We start from the raw sequence: 16573 nt of genomic DNA on the forward strand, positions 1-16573 counted from the left end.
GGGGTCTCCTTACGCGTAGGGACTGTCGGCGCCGGCGGCCGCGGGCTTCGGCGTCCGCGCCGGACAGCAGCCGACCGGGCAGAGGTCATGGCTCGCGCCGAGCGCCCCGAGGGCGCAGCGCTCGGCGGCGATGCCGCGCTCGGTGGCGGCGCGCTCCAGCACGAGGTCGCGTACGGCGGCGGCGAACCGCGGGTCGGCGCCCACGGTGGCGGACCGGCGCACGGGCAGCCCCAGCTCGGCGGCCTTGGCGGTGGCCTCGGTGTCGAGGTCGTAGAGGACCTCCATGTGATCGGAGACGAAGCCGATGGGGACCATGACGGCCGCGGGCGCGCCGGACGCGTGCAGCGCTTCGAGGTGGTCGCAGATGTCCGGCTCCAGCCACGGGATGTGCGGGGCGCCGCTGCGGGACTGGTAGACGAGCTTCCAGGGATGCTCGATGCCCGTCTCGTCCCGTACCGCGGCGGCGATCAGGGCCGCCACGTCCAGGTGCTGGGCCACGTAGGCGCCGCCCTCCCCGTGCTCCGGCTCGGGGCCCGAGGTGTCCGCGGCGGACGTGGGGATGGAGTGGGTGGTGAAGGCGAGGTGGGCGCCGGCCCTGACGTCCTCGGGCAGGTCGGCCAGCGAGGCGAGCACGCCGTCGATCATGGGACGGACGAAGCCCGGGTGGTTGAAGTAGTGGCGCAGCTTGTCCACCCGGGGCGCCTCGAGGCCCTCGGCGCGGAGGGTGTCCAGCGCGTCGGCCAGGTTCTCCCGGTACTGGCGGCAGCCGGAGTAGGAGGCGTACGCGCTGGTCGCGAGCACCGCGACACGGCGGTGTCCGGCGGCCGTCATCTCGCGCAGGGTGTCGGTGAGGTACGGCGCCCAGTTGCGGTTGCCCCAGTACACCGGCAGGTCGAGGCCGTGTCCGGCGAAGTCCTTGCGCAGGGCGTCGAGCAGGGCGCGGTTCTGGTCGTTGATGGGGCTGACGCCGCCGAACAGGAAGTAGTGCTGACCCACCTCCTTGAGCCGCTCTTTGGGGATGCCCCGGCCGCGGGTGACGTTCTCGAGGAACGGGACCACGTCGTCCGGGCCTTCGGGGCCACCGAAGGAGAGCAGCAGAAGGGCGTCGTAAGGAGCTGGATCACGCAGATCGGACATGGGATCGATCCTGCCACCCTCTGCCCGGCTCCGGCCGGGAGGCCCCCGCCACCGGGCGGGGATAAACCGCGGTGCGCGGACACCCGTTCGGCCGTAATCTGTGAAGGCTGCCCATACGCCTTACCGGAGTGCTCCTTGCCCAGTCCCTACCGCGCGATCTTCGCCGCCCCCGGCACCCTGGGGTTCTCCACGGCCGGCCTCCTCGGCCGGATGCCGCTGTCCATGATGGGCATCGGCATCGTCACGATGATCTCGCAGATCACCGGCCGTTACGGACTGGCCGGTGCCCTCTCGGCGACGCTCGCGATGTCCGCCGCCGTGCTGGGGCCGCAGATCTCGCGCCTCGTCGACCGGCACGGCCAGCGGCGGGTGCTGCGCCCGGCCACGCTGGCCGCCGTCGCGGCCGTCGCGGGTCTGCTGGTCTGCGCGCAGCAGGGCATGCCGGACTGGACGCTGTTCGTCTTCTCGGCCGCGGCGGGCTGCGTGCCGAGCGTCGGCGCCATGACGAGGGCGCGCTGGGCCGAGATCTACCAGGGCTCGGCGCGCCAACTGCACACCGCGTACTCCTTCGAGTCGATCATCGACGAGGTCTGCTTCATCTTCGGGCCGATCGTCTCGATCGGTCTGTCGACGGTGTGGTTCCCGGAGGCCGGTCCGCTGCTCGCCGCACTCTTCCTGCTCGTCGGCGTCTGGTGGCTCACCGCCCAGCGCGCCACCGAGCCGAAGCCGCATCCCGTCGAGCAGCACACGGGCGGCAGCGCCCTGCGCTCGCCCGGGCTGCAGGTGCTGGTGGCCGCGTTCGTCGCCACGGGTGCGATCTTCGGCGCGGTGGACGTGGTGACCGTGGCGTTCGCCGAGGAGGAGGGCCACAAGGCGGCCGCCAGCCTGGTGCTGGCCGTGTACGCGCTGGGCTCCTGCCTCGCCGGCGCCGTGTTCGGACTGCTGCACCTCAAGGGCGAGCCGTCGCGCAGGTGGGTGCTCGGCGTGTGTGCGATGGCCGTGAGTATGATCCCCCTCCAACTGGCCGGGAACCTGCCGTTCCTGGCCGTGGCGCTCTTTGTCGCGGGCCTTGCCATCGCACCGACGATGGTGACGACCATGGCCCTCGTCGAAGCCCACGTACCGCGCAGCAAACTGACCGAGGGCATGTCCTGGACCAGTACGGGGCTCGCGGTCGGTGTGGCACTCGGTTCGTCGGCCGCCGGCTGGGTGGTCGACGCGCACGGCGCTGCCGCGGGGTACGGGGTGCCCGGCATTGCGGGAGTGCTCGCGGCCGTGGTGGCGTTCCTGGGGTACCGCCGGCTGCGCAGGCCGGTGCCGACGCGGGAGGGACAGCGTGAGCGGGACTCGCAACAGTCCGAAGAGCGTGAAGAGCACGTGGCGTAACTGGGCGGGGACCGTCGCCTCGACACCGCAGCGCGAGGCCCGTCCGGCATCGGCGGACGAGCTCGCCGACGCGGTGCGCCGCGCGGCCGAGGACGGGCTGCGGGTCAAGACGGTGGGCAGCGGCCACTCGTTCACCGCCATCGCCGCCACCGACGGGCTGCTGATCCGTCCCGACCTGCTGACCGGGATCCGGCGGATCGACCGGTCGGAGATGACCGTGACGGTGGAGGCGGGCACTCCGCTCAGGCGGCTGAACGCGGCCCTGGCACGGGAGGGCCTGTCGCTCACCAACATGGGCGACATCATGGAGCAGACCGTCGCCGGCGCCACCTCGACCGGCACCCACGGCACCGGCCGGGAATCGGCCTCGCTCGCCGCGCAGATCAAGAGCCTCGAACTGGTGACGGCGGACGGCTCGCTGCTCACGTGCTCCGAGAAGGGGACCGCCGAAGAACGAGCGGTCTTCGCGGCGGCCCGCATCGGGCTCGGCGCCCTGGGTGTGGTCACCGCGATCACGTTCGCCGTGGAACCGGTCTTCCTGCTGACCGCCCGCGAGGAACCGATGCCCCTCGACCGGGTGCTCGCGGACTTCGACGCGCTCCACGCGGAGAACGAGCACTTCGAGTTCTACTGGTTCCCGCACACCGGCAACTGCAACACCAAGCGCAACAACCGCAGTGCCGGCCCCGCCGCCCCGGCCGGTGCCGTGCGCGGCTGGATCGACGACGAGCTGCTGTCCAACGGGGTGTTCCAGGTCGCCTGTTCGGTCGGTCGCGCGTTCCCGGCGGCGGTCCCCGCCATCGCCCGTATCTCCAGCAGAGCCCTGTCCGCCCGCACGTACACGGACATTCCCTACAAGGTCTTCACATCTCCGCGCCGGGTGCGGTTCGTGGAGATGGAGTACGCGGTGCCGCGCGAGGCGGTGGTCGACGTGCTGCGCGAGTTGCGGGCCATGGTGGACCGCTCGCCGCTGCGCATCAGCTTCCCCGTGGAGGTCCGCACCGCCCCGGCGGACGACATCACGCTCTCGACGGCGTCGGGCCGGGAGAGCGCGTACGTCGCCGTCCACATGTACCGGGGGACGCCGTACCGCTCCTACTTCACCGCCGTCGAGCGGATCATGACCGCGCACGCCGGACGGCCGCACTGGGGCAAGATCCACACGCGGGACGCCGCGTACCTCGCCGAGGTGTACCCCGGATTCGGCGAGTTCACGGCCCTCAGGGACCGACTGGATCCGGACCGGATGTTCCAGAACCCCTATCTGCGGCGGGTCCTGGGCGACTGACCGGAGCAGGGTCGGGGCCGCGGCGGCGGGCCGCTTCCCGCCGCGTCCGCGGGTGCCGTACGTGCTCGCTTCCCCGAACTCGCCCTCGGGCGGCGCGCTTCGCCCCCTCCGGCGGGCAGCCTGCGGATGTCCGGCCGTCGGCGCCGACAGGGGCTCGGCGGCCCTTCGGTCTCGCCTGGACGGTGGCTTCGCGCAGCCGCCCGCCGGTTCCGCCGAAGACGCACTGGACTCAGCGGACCGCCGCAGATGGCCACCACACCGACGACTCGGGCGCGATGACGGTCCCTTAGCTTCTGCCGCCCGCCTCTGTCCACCTGTCCGTCAGGTCGTGCACCAAGGAGTGACAGTTGGGCGTAGCGGATAGTTCCGCTTCTGCCGTTTCTGTGAAGCACAACACCTGGTCACCCCCGGTTCGGCAACCCAACTCCCACGGGCGGCGAGAAGTTCGGCGGCGCGGCAGTCCACCCCGATGGCCCGAATGGAGTACTGTGGCGAGCCCTGGGCCCAAGCACCCTCACGGTGTTCGGACCCCAGGTAGGGGGCCGAAAGCGGCGCTCGATCCGGCGGCGCCGCGGCACCGCACGGGAATCTATTGCTCAGAGTGAGCTCCGATCACTCTGAGTGGCAAATAGATAACCGTGCCATAACGGCGATCAAGGGCCTGTGCCCGACACGCCGGGCAACTCGGCAAGGTTGTGGCAGGCTGCACCCGGGCAGGCCACACTCGACTAGCGGAAGCAGCGACGCAGGTGACGTCGGCAGGCACCACCCGGGAGGTCCCCATGCCCGAACTGCGTGTCGTGGCCGTCTCCAACGACGGCACACGACTGGTGCTCAAGGCTGCGGACAGCACGGAATACACGCTTCCGATCGATGAGCGGCTGCGCGCCGCCGTACGCAACGACCGCGCCCGTCTCGGTCAGATCGAGATCGAGGTGGAGAGCCATCTCCGCCCCCGCGACATCCAGGCGCGCATACGCGCGGGCGCCTCGGCCGAAGAGGTCGCGCAGCTCGCCGGCATCCCCGTCGACCGGGTGCGCCGCTTCGAGGGCCCTGTGCTGGCCGAGCGCGCGTTCATGGCGGAACGGGCCCGGAAGACGCCCGTACGCCGCCCCGGCGAGAACACCGGCCCGCAGCTCGGTGAAGCGGTGCAGGAGCGGCTGCTGCTGCGCGGCGCCGAGAAGGACACCGTGCAGTGGGACTCGTGGCGCCGTGACGACGGCACCTGGGAAGTCCTGCTGGTCTATCTCGTGGCGGGCGAACCCCACTCGGCGAGCTGGACCTACGACCCGCCGCGGCGGCTCGTGCAGGCCGTCGACGACGAGGCGCGCGCGCTGATCGGCGAGACGGACGACACGATCGCGCAGGAGCCGAGCTTCCCGTTCGTCCCGCGCATCGCACGGCTGCCGAGGGACCGGCCGCTGGACCGTGCCCTGGACCGCCAGATCGACCGGCCTGCCGTGGGCCCCGTCGCCGATCCGGAGGAAAACGGCGAACGGGACTCGCTGACCAGCCTGTTGGAGGCCGTGCCGAACTTCCGCGGCGACATGGTCGTCCCGGAGCGCACGGCACAGCCGGAGCCCGCCGCGCTCGACCCGGTGCAGGAGCCCGAGGCCGAGGAGGAGCCGGTGGCTCCCGCGGCGTCGGCCGGCGCGGGGTCCGCGTACGCGGACGTGCTCATGCCGCGCTCGGTGGCGGGCCACCGCGACCGGCTGACCGGCACGACGGACCGTCAGGCCGAGGCGGACGGCGTCCGCCCCGGCCGCCGGGCGGCGGTGCCGAGCTGGGACGAGATCGTCTTCGGCACGCGCCGCAAGAAGCAGGAGTAGCGACAGAGGTTCGCCGAAGGGCCGGCACCGGTACGGTGCCGGCCCTTCGGCGCGCGCGGACGACCGCGCAGCGGCGGCGACCAGCCCAGCGCGGCCGCTTGCGGCGGACCCGGTCTCGTGACGAGCGGAGTTCAGGTCGGGCCCGGCCCATGGCCACCGAGCGCTCCCGTGCGGAGAGCGCCCGTTCCGAGCGGTGCCGGGGCTCGCGCCGCCGTACCGCGGCGGGCGTCAGGACGGGTTCGGGCCCGTGGCGACCGGGCGGGACGGGTCGCGTGACCACTCCGACCAGGAGCCCGCGTACAGCGCCGGGACGAAGCCCGCCAGCTCCAGCGCGACCGCCTGCTGCGCCGCGGAGACGCCCGAGCCGCAGTAGACGCCGACGGTCTTCGCGTCCTCGCCCGCACCGAGGCCGACGAAGCGCGCGACCAGCTGCTCGCGCGGCAGGAAGCGGCCCGCCTCGTCCACGTTCTCCGTGGTCGGGGCCGAGACCGCGCCGGGGATGTGACCCGCCACGGCGTCGATGGGCTCCACCTCGCCCCGGTACCGCTCCCCCGCCCTCGCGTCCAACAGCAGCCCCTCGCGGGCGATGTGTGCGGCGCCGTCGGCGTCCAGGAGCGGCAGCGCGCCCGGCGCCGGGACGAAGTCGCCCTCCGCGGGCTCGGGCACCTTCGTCTCCAGCGGCCCCGTCCAGGCGGCGAGTCCGCCGTCGAGGACCCGTACATCGGAATGCCCCGCCCAGCGCAGCAGCCACCAGGCGCGGGCCGCGCCCCAGCCCTTGTCGCCGTCGTACGTCACGACCGGCGTGCCGGCGCCGACGCCCGCGCGGCGCATCGCCGCGCCGAAGGCGTCGACGTCGGGCAGCGGGTGGCGCCCGCCCGCTCCGGGCGCCCCCGCCAGCTCCGCGTCGAGGTCGACGAAGACGGCGCCGGGGATGTGTCCGGCCTCGTACGCGGGCCTGCCGTGCGGTCCGCCGAGCTGGTAGCGGACGTCGAGCAGCACCGGCGGCGTCGGGCCGGCGAGTTCGGTCGCGAGATCAGCCGCGGAGATGATGGGTGTCATACAAGCCATCCTCGCGCACCGGGTCGCCGGACCGCACCGATCGCCGGACCGTCAACGCACTCCGACGCGGATGACCGGCGGCAGAACGGGCATGCTCCGGCGGGAACCCGCCACATCCGGCGCGGCCGGGACACAGTGGGCGCCCGGTGGTGAAAGCATCTGCTCGGGCGCACAGTCCTTCCGCACAACGGCGCGCCCGTCCCCGCACGGCCACCACGATGGTCCGAGGAGAGAGTGACGATGACCGAGGCGACTCGGCGCGCGCCCGGCACACCCTGCTGGGTGAGCCTGATGGTGCACGACCTTGACGCGACGCAGGAGTTCTACGCGTCGCTGTTCGGATGGGAGTTCACGCCCGGCCCGCAGCAGTTGGGCCCGTACGTCCGAGGGCTGCTCGACGGCAAGGTGGTGGCGGGGATCGGTCGCCTGCCCGCCGACCGTCACCTGCCGGTGGCCTGGACTCCGTATCTGGCGACGGACGACGCGGACGCGACGGCCGAGGCGATCAGGAGCGCCTGCGGCACCGTGGGCGTGGGCCCGCTGGTCGCCGGGGACGAGGGACGGCTGGCCATCGCCTCCGACCCGGTCGGTACGGTCTTCGGCGTCTGGCAGGCGGCGGCGCACACCGGCACCGCCGTCCACGGCGCGCACGGCACCCCGGTGTGGAACGAGCTGGTCGCCCGGGACACCTCGGTGAGCAAGTTCTACCAGGTGGTCTTCGGCCACGAGGCGCGGGCGAGCGTCCCCTCCGGCGCGGACGACTCCGCGGAGAAGGACCGTCTGACGCTGCTCGTCGGCGGCAGGCCGGTGGCGTCGGTGCACGGCGTCGGCAACGCGCTGCCGCGTGACCGCGGCCCGCACTGGATGACGTACTTCGAGGTCGAGGATCCCGACGCGGCGGCGCGGCGGGTCGTCGAGCTGGGCGGGCGGGTGATCCGGCCGCCCGGTCCGGGGACCGCCGGGCGCGAGGCGACCGTCGCGGACCCCGAGGGCGCGGTGTTCACGGTCGTCCGGACGGAACGCGGCTGAGGCGGATTCAGACGGCGGACGCGCCGGCGGCTCGTGGTCAGGCGCCACCGACGGGCAGGACGTCCGGGGACAGGGCTGCCGCGCGGGCCGTGGCCGCCGTCATCCGGCGCCGGTGGTGGCGCCGGCACAGCACCTCGTAACCGATCTCGTCCGGCGACTGGTTGACGTCGCCGACCACGACCTGCGCGCCCTCGACGACCATCTCGCCGCCGACGGTGCGGGCGTTGTGCGTGGCGCGCGCACCGCACCAGCACAGGGCCTCGACCTGCAACACCTCGACGCGGTCGGCCAGTTCGACGAGCCGCTGGGAGCCCGGGAAGAGCTTGGAGCGGAAGTCGGTGGTGATGCCGAAGGCGAAGACGTCCAGCTCCAGGTCGTCGACGATGCGCGCCAGTTGGTCGACCTGCTCGGGCGCGAGGAACTGCGCCTCGTCGGCGATCACGTAATCGCAGCGGCCGCCCTTGGAGAGCCGGTCGACGAGGTACGCGTAGAAGTCGAAGCCCACGGCCGCCTCGACGGCGTCCGTGACCAGCCCGAGGCGTGAGGACAGCTTGCCCTCGCCCGCACGGTCGTCCCGCGTGAAGATCATGCCCTGCAGGCCGCGCGCCGACCGGTTGTGCTCGATCTGAAGAGCGAGGGTGCTCTTTCCGCAGTCCATCGTTCCGGAGAAGAACACCAGCTCGGGCATGGGAGGTCGAGGACCTTTCGGGTCGTGGGAAGCGGTCGGCGTACGGAGGCTACGAGCGTACTTCGAGGAGAGGGACGAGCTGCTCGACGGGGGTCATGGACCCGTGCATGCCGACCATGGCCGACTCGTTCGGCTCGTTGACCGACGCGATGATCACCACGTCGTCGTGGGCCGCGGCCACGACGTCGCCGATCCGTCCGTACACCCGCTCGTCGACGCGGTCGCCGAACCAGCCCGCGGCGATCGCCTCGTCGCGCCCGGCCACCCAGAACTGCTCGCCGAGCACCTCCCGCCAGACCGCGAGCACATCGGACTCGGCACCCGGCACGGCGTAGACATGGCGGGCCCGGCCCTCGCCGCCCAGCAGGGCGACACCGGCGCGCAGTTCCCAGTCCTCGTCGAAGTCGATACGGGACTGCGCGCCCGAAGGGAATGTCGATCATGCCGTGGTCGGCGGTGACGTACAGTGCGGCCCGCGGCGGCAGTTGCTCGGCGAGGCGCTGCACCAGCCGGTCCACGTACATCAACTGGCCGCGCCAGGCGTCGGAGTCGACGCCGAAGCGGTGGCCCTTGCCGTCGACCTCGCTGTAGTAGGTATAGACGAGGGAGCGGTCGGCGGCGGCGAGCTGCTCGGCCGCCAGGTCCATGCGCTCCTCGCCGGAGAGGCGCCCGTGAAACGTTCCGCCGCTGAGCGCGATCTTGGTGAGGGGCGTCTGCTCGAACGTCGGCGAGGACACCTGGGCCGTGTGCACGCCCGCCTCGTCGGCGAGCTGGAAGACGGTCGGGTACGGCTGCCAGATGCGCGGCGGGGTCCAGGGCTTCCAGCGCAGCTGGTTCATCAGCTCGCCGGTCTCCGGATTGCGCGCGGTGTAACCGGGCAGACCGTGCACGCCGGGCGGCAGGCCGGTGCCGACGGAGGCGAGCGAGGTCGCGGTCGTCGCGGGGAACCCGGCGGTGATCGGACGCCCCGTGCCACCGCGCGAGGTGCCCAGCAGGGAGGTCAGGTACGGGGCCTCGTCCGGGTGCGCCAGGATCTGCTCCCAGCCGAGACCGTCGATGAGGAACACGCAGTTGCGGTCGGCGGGGGTCAGTTCCGGGATGCCCCGGCCGAGCCCGGGGACGCCCTGGCCTGCCGCCAGGGTGGGCAGCAGATCCGCGAGCGAGCCGCTGCCGTACTCGGGAACGGGCGCGGTGTCGAGTGCGAGCGGAGTGGGCTCGTCCGGCCAGACAGCACTCTGTGCGGGCTGGACCATCAGCGGGTGGCCGCCGTGGCTTCGGAGAGCGCCTGGGCGAAGGCGAGCGTCTGGCGCACGGTGTCGGGGCCGTCCCCCGCCTCGCTCACCCGCAGGCTGAGGTCGTCGGCGGTGGAGGTGCCGGTGTAGCCGTGGTCGGCGTCGCAGTTCGGGTCGCCGCAGGCGGCGGGCTCCAGGTCGATGCGGGAGACGGCGCCCCAGCCGATGGTGAGCACGACCTCACGGGGCAGTGTGCCGGGGGTGTACGACTCCGGGTTGGCGACGACCCGGCTGACCACGACGGACGAGATGCGGTCCAGCTTGACCGACTCGGTGGACGTGGTGGCGTACGGCGTCGGGGAGCTGTCGTCGGCGGCCTGCTCGTCGGTGTGGCTGACGATGAACCGGTTCGCCGTCAGGACGAGGACCGTGACATGGCGGCGGACCTCGTTGGCGTCGAACGTGGTCTCCTGGTGCACGACGTACGACGAGATCGGCTCGCCACCGACGGCGGCCTCCACCGCCTCGGCCACGAGGGCCGGGTAGTAGCCGCTGCGCTCGATCGCCGCGCGCAGCCCCTGGGTCGTCGTACCGGTCTTCGCCATGCCGTCCATCCTACGGGGCCTCGGGGGCTCCGAGCGCTCAGTAGCTGGGGAGCCGGCGGGGGCCCAGGTCGGTGCGCGGGGGTGGGGGTGCGAGGCGTACGGACGCGTCGAGCACGGAGAGGCCCTGCGGTGCGACGACGACCGGTTCGAGTCCGATCGACACTACTTCGGGGTGGTCGTCGACCAGCCGGGAGACCCGCAGCAGCAGCTCCTCCAGCGCGGCGGTGTCGACGGGCGCGGAGCCGCGCCAGCCGAACAGGAGAGGGGCGGTGCGGATGCTGCGGACCAGCTCGGCGGCGTCGCGGTCGGTGGCGGGGACCAGGCGGTGCGCGGTGTCGCCGAGCAGCTCGGAGGGCGGGCCCGCGAGTCCGAAGGACAGCACGGCACCGGCGGCGGGGTCGATGGCGGCGCGCACGACGGTGTCGACCCCGCGCGGGACCATCGCCTGGACGACGGGCTGGAGCTCGGCGGGCTTGCCGAGGGAGCCGGTCAACTCCTCGTACGCCTGTCGCAGTTGTGTCTCGTCGGCGAGATCGAGGCGTACGCCGCCGAGGTCGGCGCGGTGGCGCAGGTGGGGGGCGGTGGTCTTGAGGGCGACCGGGTAGCCGAGGCGCCGCGCGGCCTCGACGGCGGAATCCGTGTCCGAGGCGGGCAGCGCGGGCCGGACGCGGATGCCGTAGCGGGCGAGCAGCTCATGGGTGTCGGCCTGGCCGAGGGTGAAGCCGCGGGCGTCGCCGTCGTCGCCGAGCAACCGCTCGATCTGGGCGGCGGCACCCGTCTCGTCGATGTCGTCGTACTCGGGCACCCTGCCCGGCTCGGCTGCCTGCCGCCGCCACTGCGCGTACCTGACGGCCTCGGCCAGCGCCCGCACGGCACGCTCCGCGGCGGGATAGGCGGGGATGCGCCGCGTGTCGTCGCCGGGGGCGGATGTGCCAACGGTGCCGTGCGCGGCCGGGGCGGGGGTGCCCGACGGGTCGGCTGCGGGCCCCCGCGTGCCAGGGGCGGAGCCGCCGGCCGCGGCCTCTGCCGGGCCGCTGCCCGGACCGGGGGCGCGGGAGGGAGTGCCACTGGGGGCGGGCGTGCCCTGGTCACCGGCCGGGCGGCTGCCCGAGCCGTGGGGCGCGTCGGCCGATCGCGTCCCCCGTTCGCCTGGGGACGTGTGCCCGTCCGCGCCGGGCCGGCGTCCCGCGCCGGCGGAGCCGGACGGCCTGCCCGACACGCGGCCCCGCAGACCGAACCATGACCTGGAGCCGCCGGAGCGGGACGTCGCCTCGGCCGCGCGTCCGCCTCCGGCCGGCGACGCGCCCCCGTCCCCGTGCGCGTCCACCGGGGCGGAAACCCCCGCCCGCGGCTGCGCCGAGGCCGGTACCGAGCCACCGCCGGCGCCGGTCGCGCCGGCCTCCGCCGGCTGCGAGGCGCCCTCGTCACCCGGGGCGCTCTCCACGCTCCGGGCCTGCCGGTCCCCCGGCGCCGCGGCGGCAGCGGCAGCCGATGCGGCTCCCGGATCGGGCTGCCGGTCGTCCGGCACCGACGCGTCCTCGCCCCCGCGGTCCGCCCGCACCGACGGGCCACCGGCGCCCGTCTCGGCGGCGGCGGACGGCGGCGCGTCCGCGCGAGCGCGGGGGGCTGTGCTCGACGCCGCCGAGAGCGCGTCCGCCAGCGCGCCCATCTCGACGTGGACCACCGCCACCGGCTTCGCCGGGCTCGTGGCCGCCGCGTCGCGCAGGGCGACGGCCAGCACCTCGCCGTCGCCCGACTCCGTGACGCCGTTCTCACCGACCCACGGGATCGCCGTGACGACGACGGCGTCGCACGCGTCGTCCTCCAGCGCCCGGGCCAGCGCTGTGCGGAAGTCCGCCGGCGTGGCCTCGGTCGTGAGGTCGAGCGGCGGCAGCGGGCGCAGCCCCTCGGTGAGGCAGGCGTCGTACGCGAGGAGCCCGAGAGACTCGGAGTTGCCGAGGATCGCGACTCTCGGCCCGGCCGGCAGGGGCTGGCCCGCGAGCAGCAGCCCCGCGTCGATCAGCTCGGTCACGGTGTCGACGCGGATCACGCCCGCCTGACGCATCAGCGCGCCGACCGTCGCGTCCGGCATCCGCGTCACCGGCACCGCGTGCCCGGGCGGCGCGCTGCCGCTGTGCCGCGCGCCCTTGACGACGACGACCGGCTTGACCGCCGCCGTGCGCCGGGCGAGCCGGGTGAATTTGCGCGGATTGCCGAGGGACTCGAGGTAGAGCAGGGCGACGTCGGTGCCCGGGTCCTCGTACCAGTACTGGAGGAAGTCGTTGCCCGAGACGTCCGCGCGGTTGCCGGACGAGATGAACGACGACAGCCCCGCGCCGCGCCGGTGCAGACCCGCGAGCAGCGCGATGCCGATCGCGCCGGACTGGGTGAACAGGCCGATGCGCCCGGGCGCGGGGGACTCGGGGGCGAGGGAGGCGTTGAGCCGGACGGTGTCCGCGGTGTTGATGATGCCGAAGGCGTTCGGCCCGATGATCCGCATGCCGTACGAGCGGGCCTGGCGCACCAGTTCGCGCTGGCGCTCCCGGCCGGCCGCGCCGCTCTCGGCGTATCCGGCGCTCAGGACCACCAGGCCCTGGACGCCGTGCTCGCCGCAGTCGGCGACCACCTCGGTCACCCGCTCGGCGGGGACGGCGACGATCGCGAGGTCGACGGGCTCCCCGACCTCGCCGACCGAGCGGACGGCCGGAACGCCCTCCACCTCGGTGCGCCCCTCGGGGAAGGCGCGGTTCACCGCGTACACCCGGCCGGTGAAGCCGGCGCCCAGGAGGTTGCGCAGGGTGGTGCGGCCGACGCCGCCGGGCCGGCGGCCCACGCCGATCACCGCGATCGAGCCCGGCGCGAGGAGGCGCTGCACGGAACGGGCCTCGGCCCGCTGCTCGCGACCGCGCTGCACGGCGAGGGACTCCTCGGTCGGCTCGAGGTCGAGGGTGAGGTGGACGGAGCCGTCCTCGAAGCTGCGCTTCTGGGTGTACCCGGCGTCCCTGAACACCTTGATCATCTTGTTGTTGGCGGGCAGGACCTCGGCCGCGAACCGCCGGATGCCGCGCTCCCGCGCCACGGCGGCGATGTGCTCCAGCAGGGCGGAGGCGATCCCGCGCCCCTGGTGGGCGTCCTGGACGAGGAAGGCGACCTCGGCCTCGTCGGCGGGAGCGCTGGCCGGGCGGCCCTGTGCGTTGATCCGGTCGTAGCGGACGGTCGCGACGAACTCGCCCCCGACCGTCATCGCGAGCCCCACCCGGTCCACGTAGTCGTGGTGGGTGAAACGGTGGACGTCCTTGTCGGACAGGCGGGGGTAGGGCGCGAAGAAGCGGTAGTACTTCGACTCGTCGGAGACCTGCTCGTAGAAGCTGACGAGCCGGTCGGCGTCCTCGGTGGTGATGGGCCTGATGCGCGCGGTGCCGCCGTCGCGCAGCACCACGTCTGCTTCCCAGTGATCGGGGTAGGCGTGCTCCGACGAGGTCTGCATGGGCCAAGCGTACGGCCCAGTCACGGGTCGCGTGGGTGGTTGTGGACAGGCACCCTGAGAGGGCTCCGCGGGGCCCGTGACCACCATCCGGACGCCGACGGAAGCACGCCGGAGCGCATGAGAGACTGGTCTAGACAACTCGTTGAGACTCGAAGGGCAACACCATGGCTGAGCGTCGCGTCAATGTCGGCTGGGCCGAGGGCCTTCACGCCCGCCCCGCTTCCATCTTCGTTCGTGCCGCGACGGCCGCCGGCGTTCCGGTGACGATCGCCAAGGCCGATGGCAATCCCGTCAACGCCGCCTCCATGCTGGCCGTGCTGGGCCTCGGCGCGCAGGGCGGCGAGGAGATCGTGCTGGCTTCCGACGCGGACGGCGCCGACGCCGCGCTGGACCGCCTGGCCAAGCTTGTGGCCGAGGGCCTCGACGAGCTGCCCGAGACGGTCTGACCCTCCGACGCGATTCCGGCACTCCGGCCCGTCCGGCGGGCGCGCGAGAACCACGGCGAAGCCGCGGCGTTCCACGACTGAGGAACCCGCGGCTTTATCCGTTCCTGCTCCGTCTCGGCACAAAAGAATTCCGGCGAGCCGAAAGCAGGGCCCCGAGAAGACTCTCGAATAAACCCTTCTTGTATACGGCTCGATTGTTAATTACGGACGCTCGCAATGTTTACGGAATGTTGCGAAGTCCTCACCCGGTCCGGGCGTCGCAGCCGGTGCGCGGCCGCCGCCTTTTCCACGTGGAGTGCCGTGAGGGCCCGAGCCCTTTCCACGTCCCCGCGCGCCACCGCGTCCACGATCGCGCCGTGCTCGGCCCAGGACTCGACGGGCACGGCCGGCTGGTCGACGGCGTACATCCAGGCGATCTTGTGCCGCAGCTGGGTCAGCAGGGCCGTCAGCCCCGGACTGCCGCAGGCCTGCGCGAGCGTCTCGTGGAACCAGGCGCCCAGGGAGCGCAGGTCCTCGCCCTGCCCGCGGCGTGCTCTCTCCTGACCGAGCCTCACCAGGCCGCGCAGCACCTTGAGATGGGCCTCGGTGCGCCGCTGGGCGGCACGCGCGGCGCCGAGCGGCTCCAGCAGCATGCGGATCTCCAGCAGGTCGGCCGCCTCCTGCTCGGTGGGCTCGGCGACGTGCGCGCCGGCATGGCGGCGGGTGACGACGAAGCCCTCCGACTCCAGGGTCCGCAGGGCCTCGCGGACCGGGACGCGGGAGACCCCGTAGCGGCGCGCGAGGTTCTCCTCGGTGAGCCGGCTGCCCCGCTCGAACACACCGGAGACGATGTCGTCGCGGATCGCTGTGCATACAGAGTGCGCGGGAATGCGCATGTCCGAACCTCCGCTTTGATCCGCGCGAAACGCAGCCGATTGACTCGTGTCCGGTGACTCTATTCCAGTCCACGGGATTTTCCGATGGCCGACCGGAATCCATGGATATCTTTTGGCCGGAAACGACGTAATACGATCCCCGCGTCGCGCGTCGCCGGACCGCCGGAGACGGCCCGCGGCGCGAGAAACCTGCCGTCGGACACACCCGAGGCCCACGGCTCACATCCGGCCACAGGCAGAGGGACGGCCGCGGAGACCGCAGCACAGCCGCCCCCGGCAGCGCCAGAAACCGGCCGTGGGACACAGCCAGGGCCGCCAGGGATCCCGCCGACCGGGCCGGCGGGACCGCCTCGCGGTCGGGACGAGCGGTGCCGGACGCCGAGCGCGGTCGGCGGCAGGGGCGTCCGCCGAGCGGTACGCGGCGTGCAGCCGAACGCACCGGCGGCGGACGGTGAGGCTGCCGGGCGTCGGAGGCACCGTCGCCGAAGCGCGAAGACCCCCGGCGTACGCCGGGGGTCTTCGCGAGGACGCCGGGTCAGACGCTTACGCCGCGGGCGCGCAGATACGCGATCGGGTTCATGTCGGAGCCGTACTCCGGCGAGGTCCGGGCCTCGAAGTGGAGGTGCGGTCCGGTCGAGTTGCCGGTCGAGCCCGCGAGGCCGATCTGCTGGCCGGGCATCACCCGCTGGCCGACCGAGACATTGATCGACGACAGGTGGCCGTACTGGGTGTACGTGCCGTCGTTCATGCGCAGCACGATGTTGTTGCCGTACGCGCCGCCCCAGCCGGCCTCGACGACGGTGCCGGCGCCCACGGCCACGACCGACGTGCCGGACGCGGCGCGGAAGTCGACGCCGGAGTGGCTGCCGGAGGACCACAGGGACCCGCCGGCCTGGTAACCGGTGGTCACGAACGAGCCGGCGACGGGCAGCCGGAAGGAGTTCAGGCGGCGGCGCTCGGCCTCACGGGCGGCGCGCTCCTTGGCCTCGCGGGCCTCCTTCGCGCGCGCCTCGGCCTTGCGCTTCGCCTCGGCCTCGGCCTTCGCCTTCGCCCGGGCCTTGGCGGCCGCCTCGGCGGCCTCCTGCTTCTGGGCGGCGGCCTGGTCGGCGATCTCGTCGGCGATGGACCCCATGGAGACGATCTGGGTGAGGCCGGTGTCCTCGACCGAGGGCTCGGCGTCGGCGGCGAGCGCCGGGGAGGCGAGGCTTCCGATGACGCCGGTGGTGGCCAGAGTCGCGACGCCGGCGATGTTCCGGCTCCTGCGCGTCAGACGGCTCGGGGCACGGTGCTTCCCGGTGGCACGGGTGAACGCCATGAAAAGGCTGGTCCTTTCCTTCCTTCTCGCCTACCGGGTTAGCTGACGGGTTCGGAGCAGGAAGGTCTCCTACGGGCCCCTCCGCGCGGGCGAAGGCGTCCGATTCACCCCAGGGGACTGGGTCCCCGGCTCCCCGGGCTCGCGCCTGAAGGGGACTCGGCGATGACTGTCCGATGCCGCGGGTGCGGCGTGATCCA

The 16573-nt window shown here is 73.2% G+C and carries 12 protein-coding genes, 1 pseudogene and 1 riboswitch; of the genes and pseudogenes, 5 read left to right on the forward strand and 8 right to left on the reverse strand.

Annotated features, from left to right (window positions below; translation table 11 throughout):
• Positions 1 to 9 precede the first annotated feature (9 nt).
• Positions 10 to 1137, reverse strand: coding sequence for a ferrochelatase (locus QFZ82_RS11355; RefSeq protein WP_307713058.1), 1128 nt, complete (start codon positions 1135 to 1137; stop codon positions 10 to 12).
• Between the two features lie 135 nt (positions 1138 to 1272).
• Here QFZ82_RS11355 and QFZ82_RS11360 point away from each other — a divergent pair, with 135 nt between their 5' ends.
• The 3 genes from QFZ82_RS11360 to sepH all read left to right on the forward strand — a co-directional run bounded on the left by QFZ82_RS11360 (position 1273) and on the right by sepH (position 5640).
• A complete protein-coding gene (locus QFZ82_RS11360) occupies positions 1273 to 2523 on the forward strand; it encodes an MFS transporter (protein WP_307713059.1) in 1251 nt (416 codons plus the stop codon).
• Entirely contained in the window at positions 2504 to 3811 is a 1308-nt protein-coding gene (locus QFZ82_RS11365) for a D-arabinono-1,4-lactone oxidase (protein ID WP_307713060.1), read from the forward strand. Before QFZ82_RS11360 ends, QFZ82_RS11365 begins: the two co-directional genes overlap by 20 nt.
• Before the next feature lie 782 nt (positions 3812 to 4593).
• Positions 4594 to 5640, forward strand: a complete 1047-nt coding sequence (sepH, locus tag QFZ82_RS11370) for a septation protein SepH (protein WP_307713061.1) — start codon at positions 4594 to 4596, stop codon at positions 5638 to 5640.
• 228 nt (positions 5641 to 5868) lie between these two features.
• Here sepH and QFZ82_RS11375 read toward each other — a convergent pair whose 3' ends face one another.
• The gene (locus tag QFZ82_RS11375; RefSeq protein ID WP_307713062.1) at positions 5869 to 6699 is read right to left on the reverse strand and encodes a sulfurtransferase; all 831 of its coding nucleotides are present in this window, start codon (positions 6697 to 6699) and stop codon (positions 5869 to 5871) included.
• Positions 6700 to 6939: 240 nt separating this feature from the next.
• On the opposite strand from QFZ82_RS11375, the gene QFZ82_RS11380 reads away from it, so the two are divergent.
• Positions 6940 to 7728 (forward strand): VOC family protein, encoded by a 789-nt coding sequence (locus QFZ82_RS11380; RefSeq protein ID WP_307713063.1) that lies wholly within the window; start codon positions 6940 to 6942, stop codon positions 7726 to 7728.
• Positions 7729 to 7765: 37 nt separating this feature from the next.
• On the opposite strand, the gene QFZ82_RS11385 is transcribed toward QFZ82_RS11380, so the two are convergent.
• From QFZ82_RS11385 to QFZ82_RS11400, 4 genes and pseudogenes are all read right to left on the reverse strand, one after another.
• Positions 7766 to 8416: a thymidine kinase gene (locus tag QFZ82_RS11385; RefSeq protein WP_307713064.1), complete on the reverse strand. Its 651-nt coding sequence runs from the start codon at positions 8414 to 8416 to the stop codon at positions 7766 to 7768.
• Positions 8417 to 8465: 49 nt separating this feature from the next.
• A pseudogene (locus QFZ82_RS11390) lies at positions 8466 to 9669 on the reverse strand (alkaline phosphatase family protein).
• Positions 9669 to 10253, reverse strand: coding sequence for a DUF5998 family protein (locus QFZ82_RS11395; RefSeq protein WP_307713065.1), 585 nt, complete (start codon positions 10251 to 10253; stop codon positions 9669 to 9671). The pseudogene QFZ82_RS11390 and the gene QFZ82_RS11395 overlap by 1 nt, the downstream one beginning before the upstream one ends.
• A 37-nt stretch (positions 10254 to 10290) precedes the next feature.
• Positions 10291 to 13740 (reverse strand): GNAT family N-acetyltransferase, encoded by a 3450-nt coding sequence (locus QFZ82_RS11400; RefSeq protein WP_307713066.1) that lies wholly within the window; start codon positions 13738 to 13740, stop codon positions 10291 to 10293.
• Between the two features lie 164 nt (positions 13741 to 13904).
• Here QFZ82_RS11400 and QFZ82_RS11405 point away from each other — a divergent pair, with 164 nt between their 5' ends.
• Complete coding sequence (locus QFZ82_RS11405) at positions 13905 to 14186, forward strand: HPr family phosphocarrier protein (RefSeq protein WP_177151638.1); 282 nt, start codon at positions 13905 to 13907, stop codon at positions 14184 to 14186.
• 197 nt (positions 14187 to 14383) lie between these two features.
• Here QFZ82_RS11405 and QFZ82_RS11410 read toward each other — a convergent pair whose 3' ends face one another.
• Together QFZ82_RS11410 and QFZ82_RS11415 are read right to left on the reverse strand one after the other, a co-directional pair.
• On the reverse strand, positions 14384 to 15061 hold the full coding sequence (locus QFZ82_RS11410; RefSeq protein ID WP_307713067.1) for a GntR family transcriptional regulator: 678 nt from the start codon (positions 15059 to 15061) through the stop codon (positions 14384 to 14386).
• Between the two features lie 535 nt (positions 15062 to 15596).
• Positions 15597 to 16376: a M23 family metallopeptidase gene (locus QFZ82_RS11415; protein WP_307713068.1), complete on the reverse strand. Its 780-nt coding sequence runs from the start codon at positions 16374 to 16376 to the stop codon at positions 15597 to 15599.
• A 13-nt stretch (positions 16377 to 16389) separates the two neighbouring features.
• Positions 16390 to 16548, reverse strand: a riboswitch (cyclic di-AMP (ydaO/yuaA leader).
• Positions 16549 to 16573 lie beyond the last annotated feature (25 nt).

The sequence above is a fragment of the Streptomyces sp. V4I23 genome, from assembly GCF_030817975.1.
Taxonomy (GTDB): Bacteria; Actinomycetota; Actinomycetes; order Streptomycetales; family Streptomycetaceae; genus Streptomyces.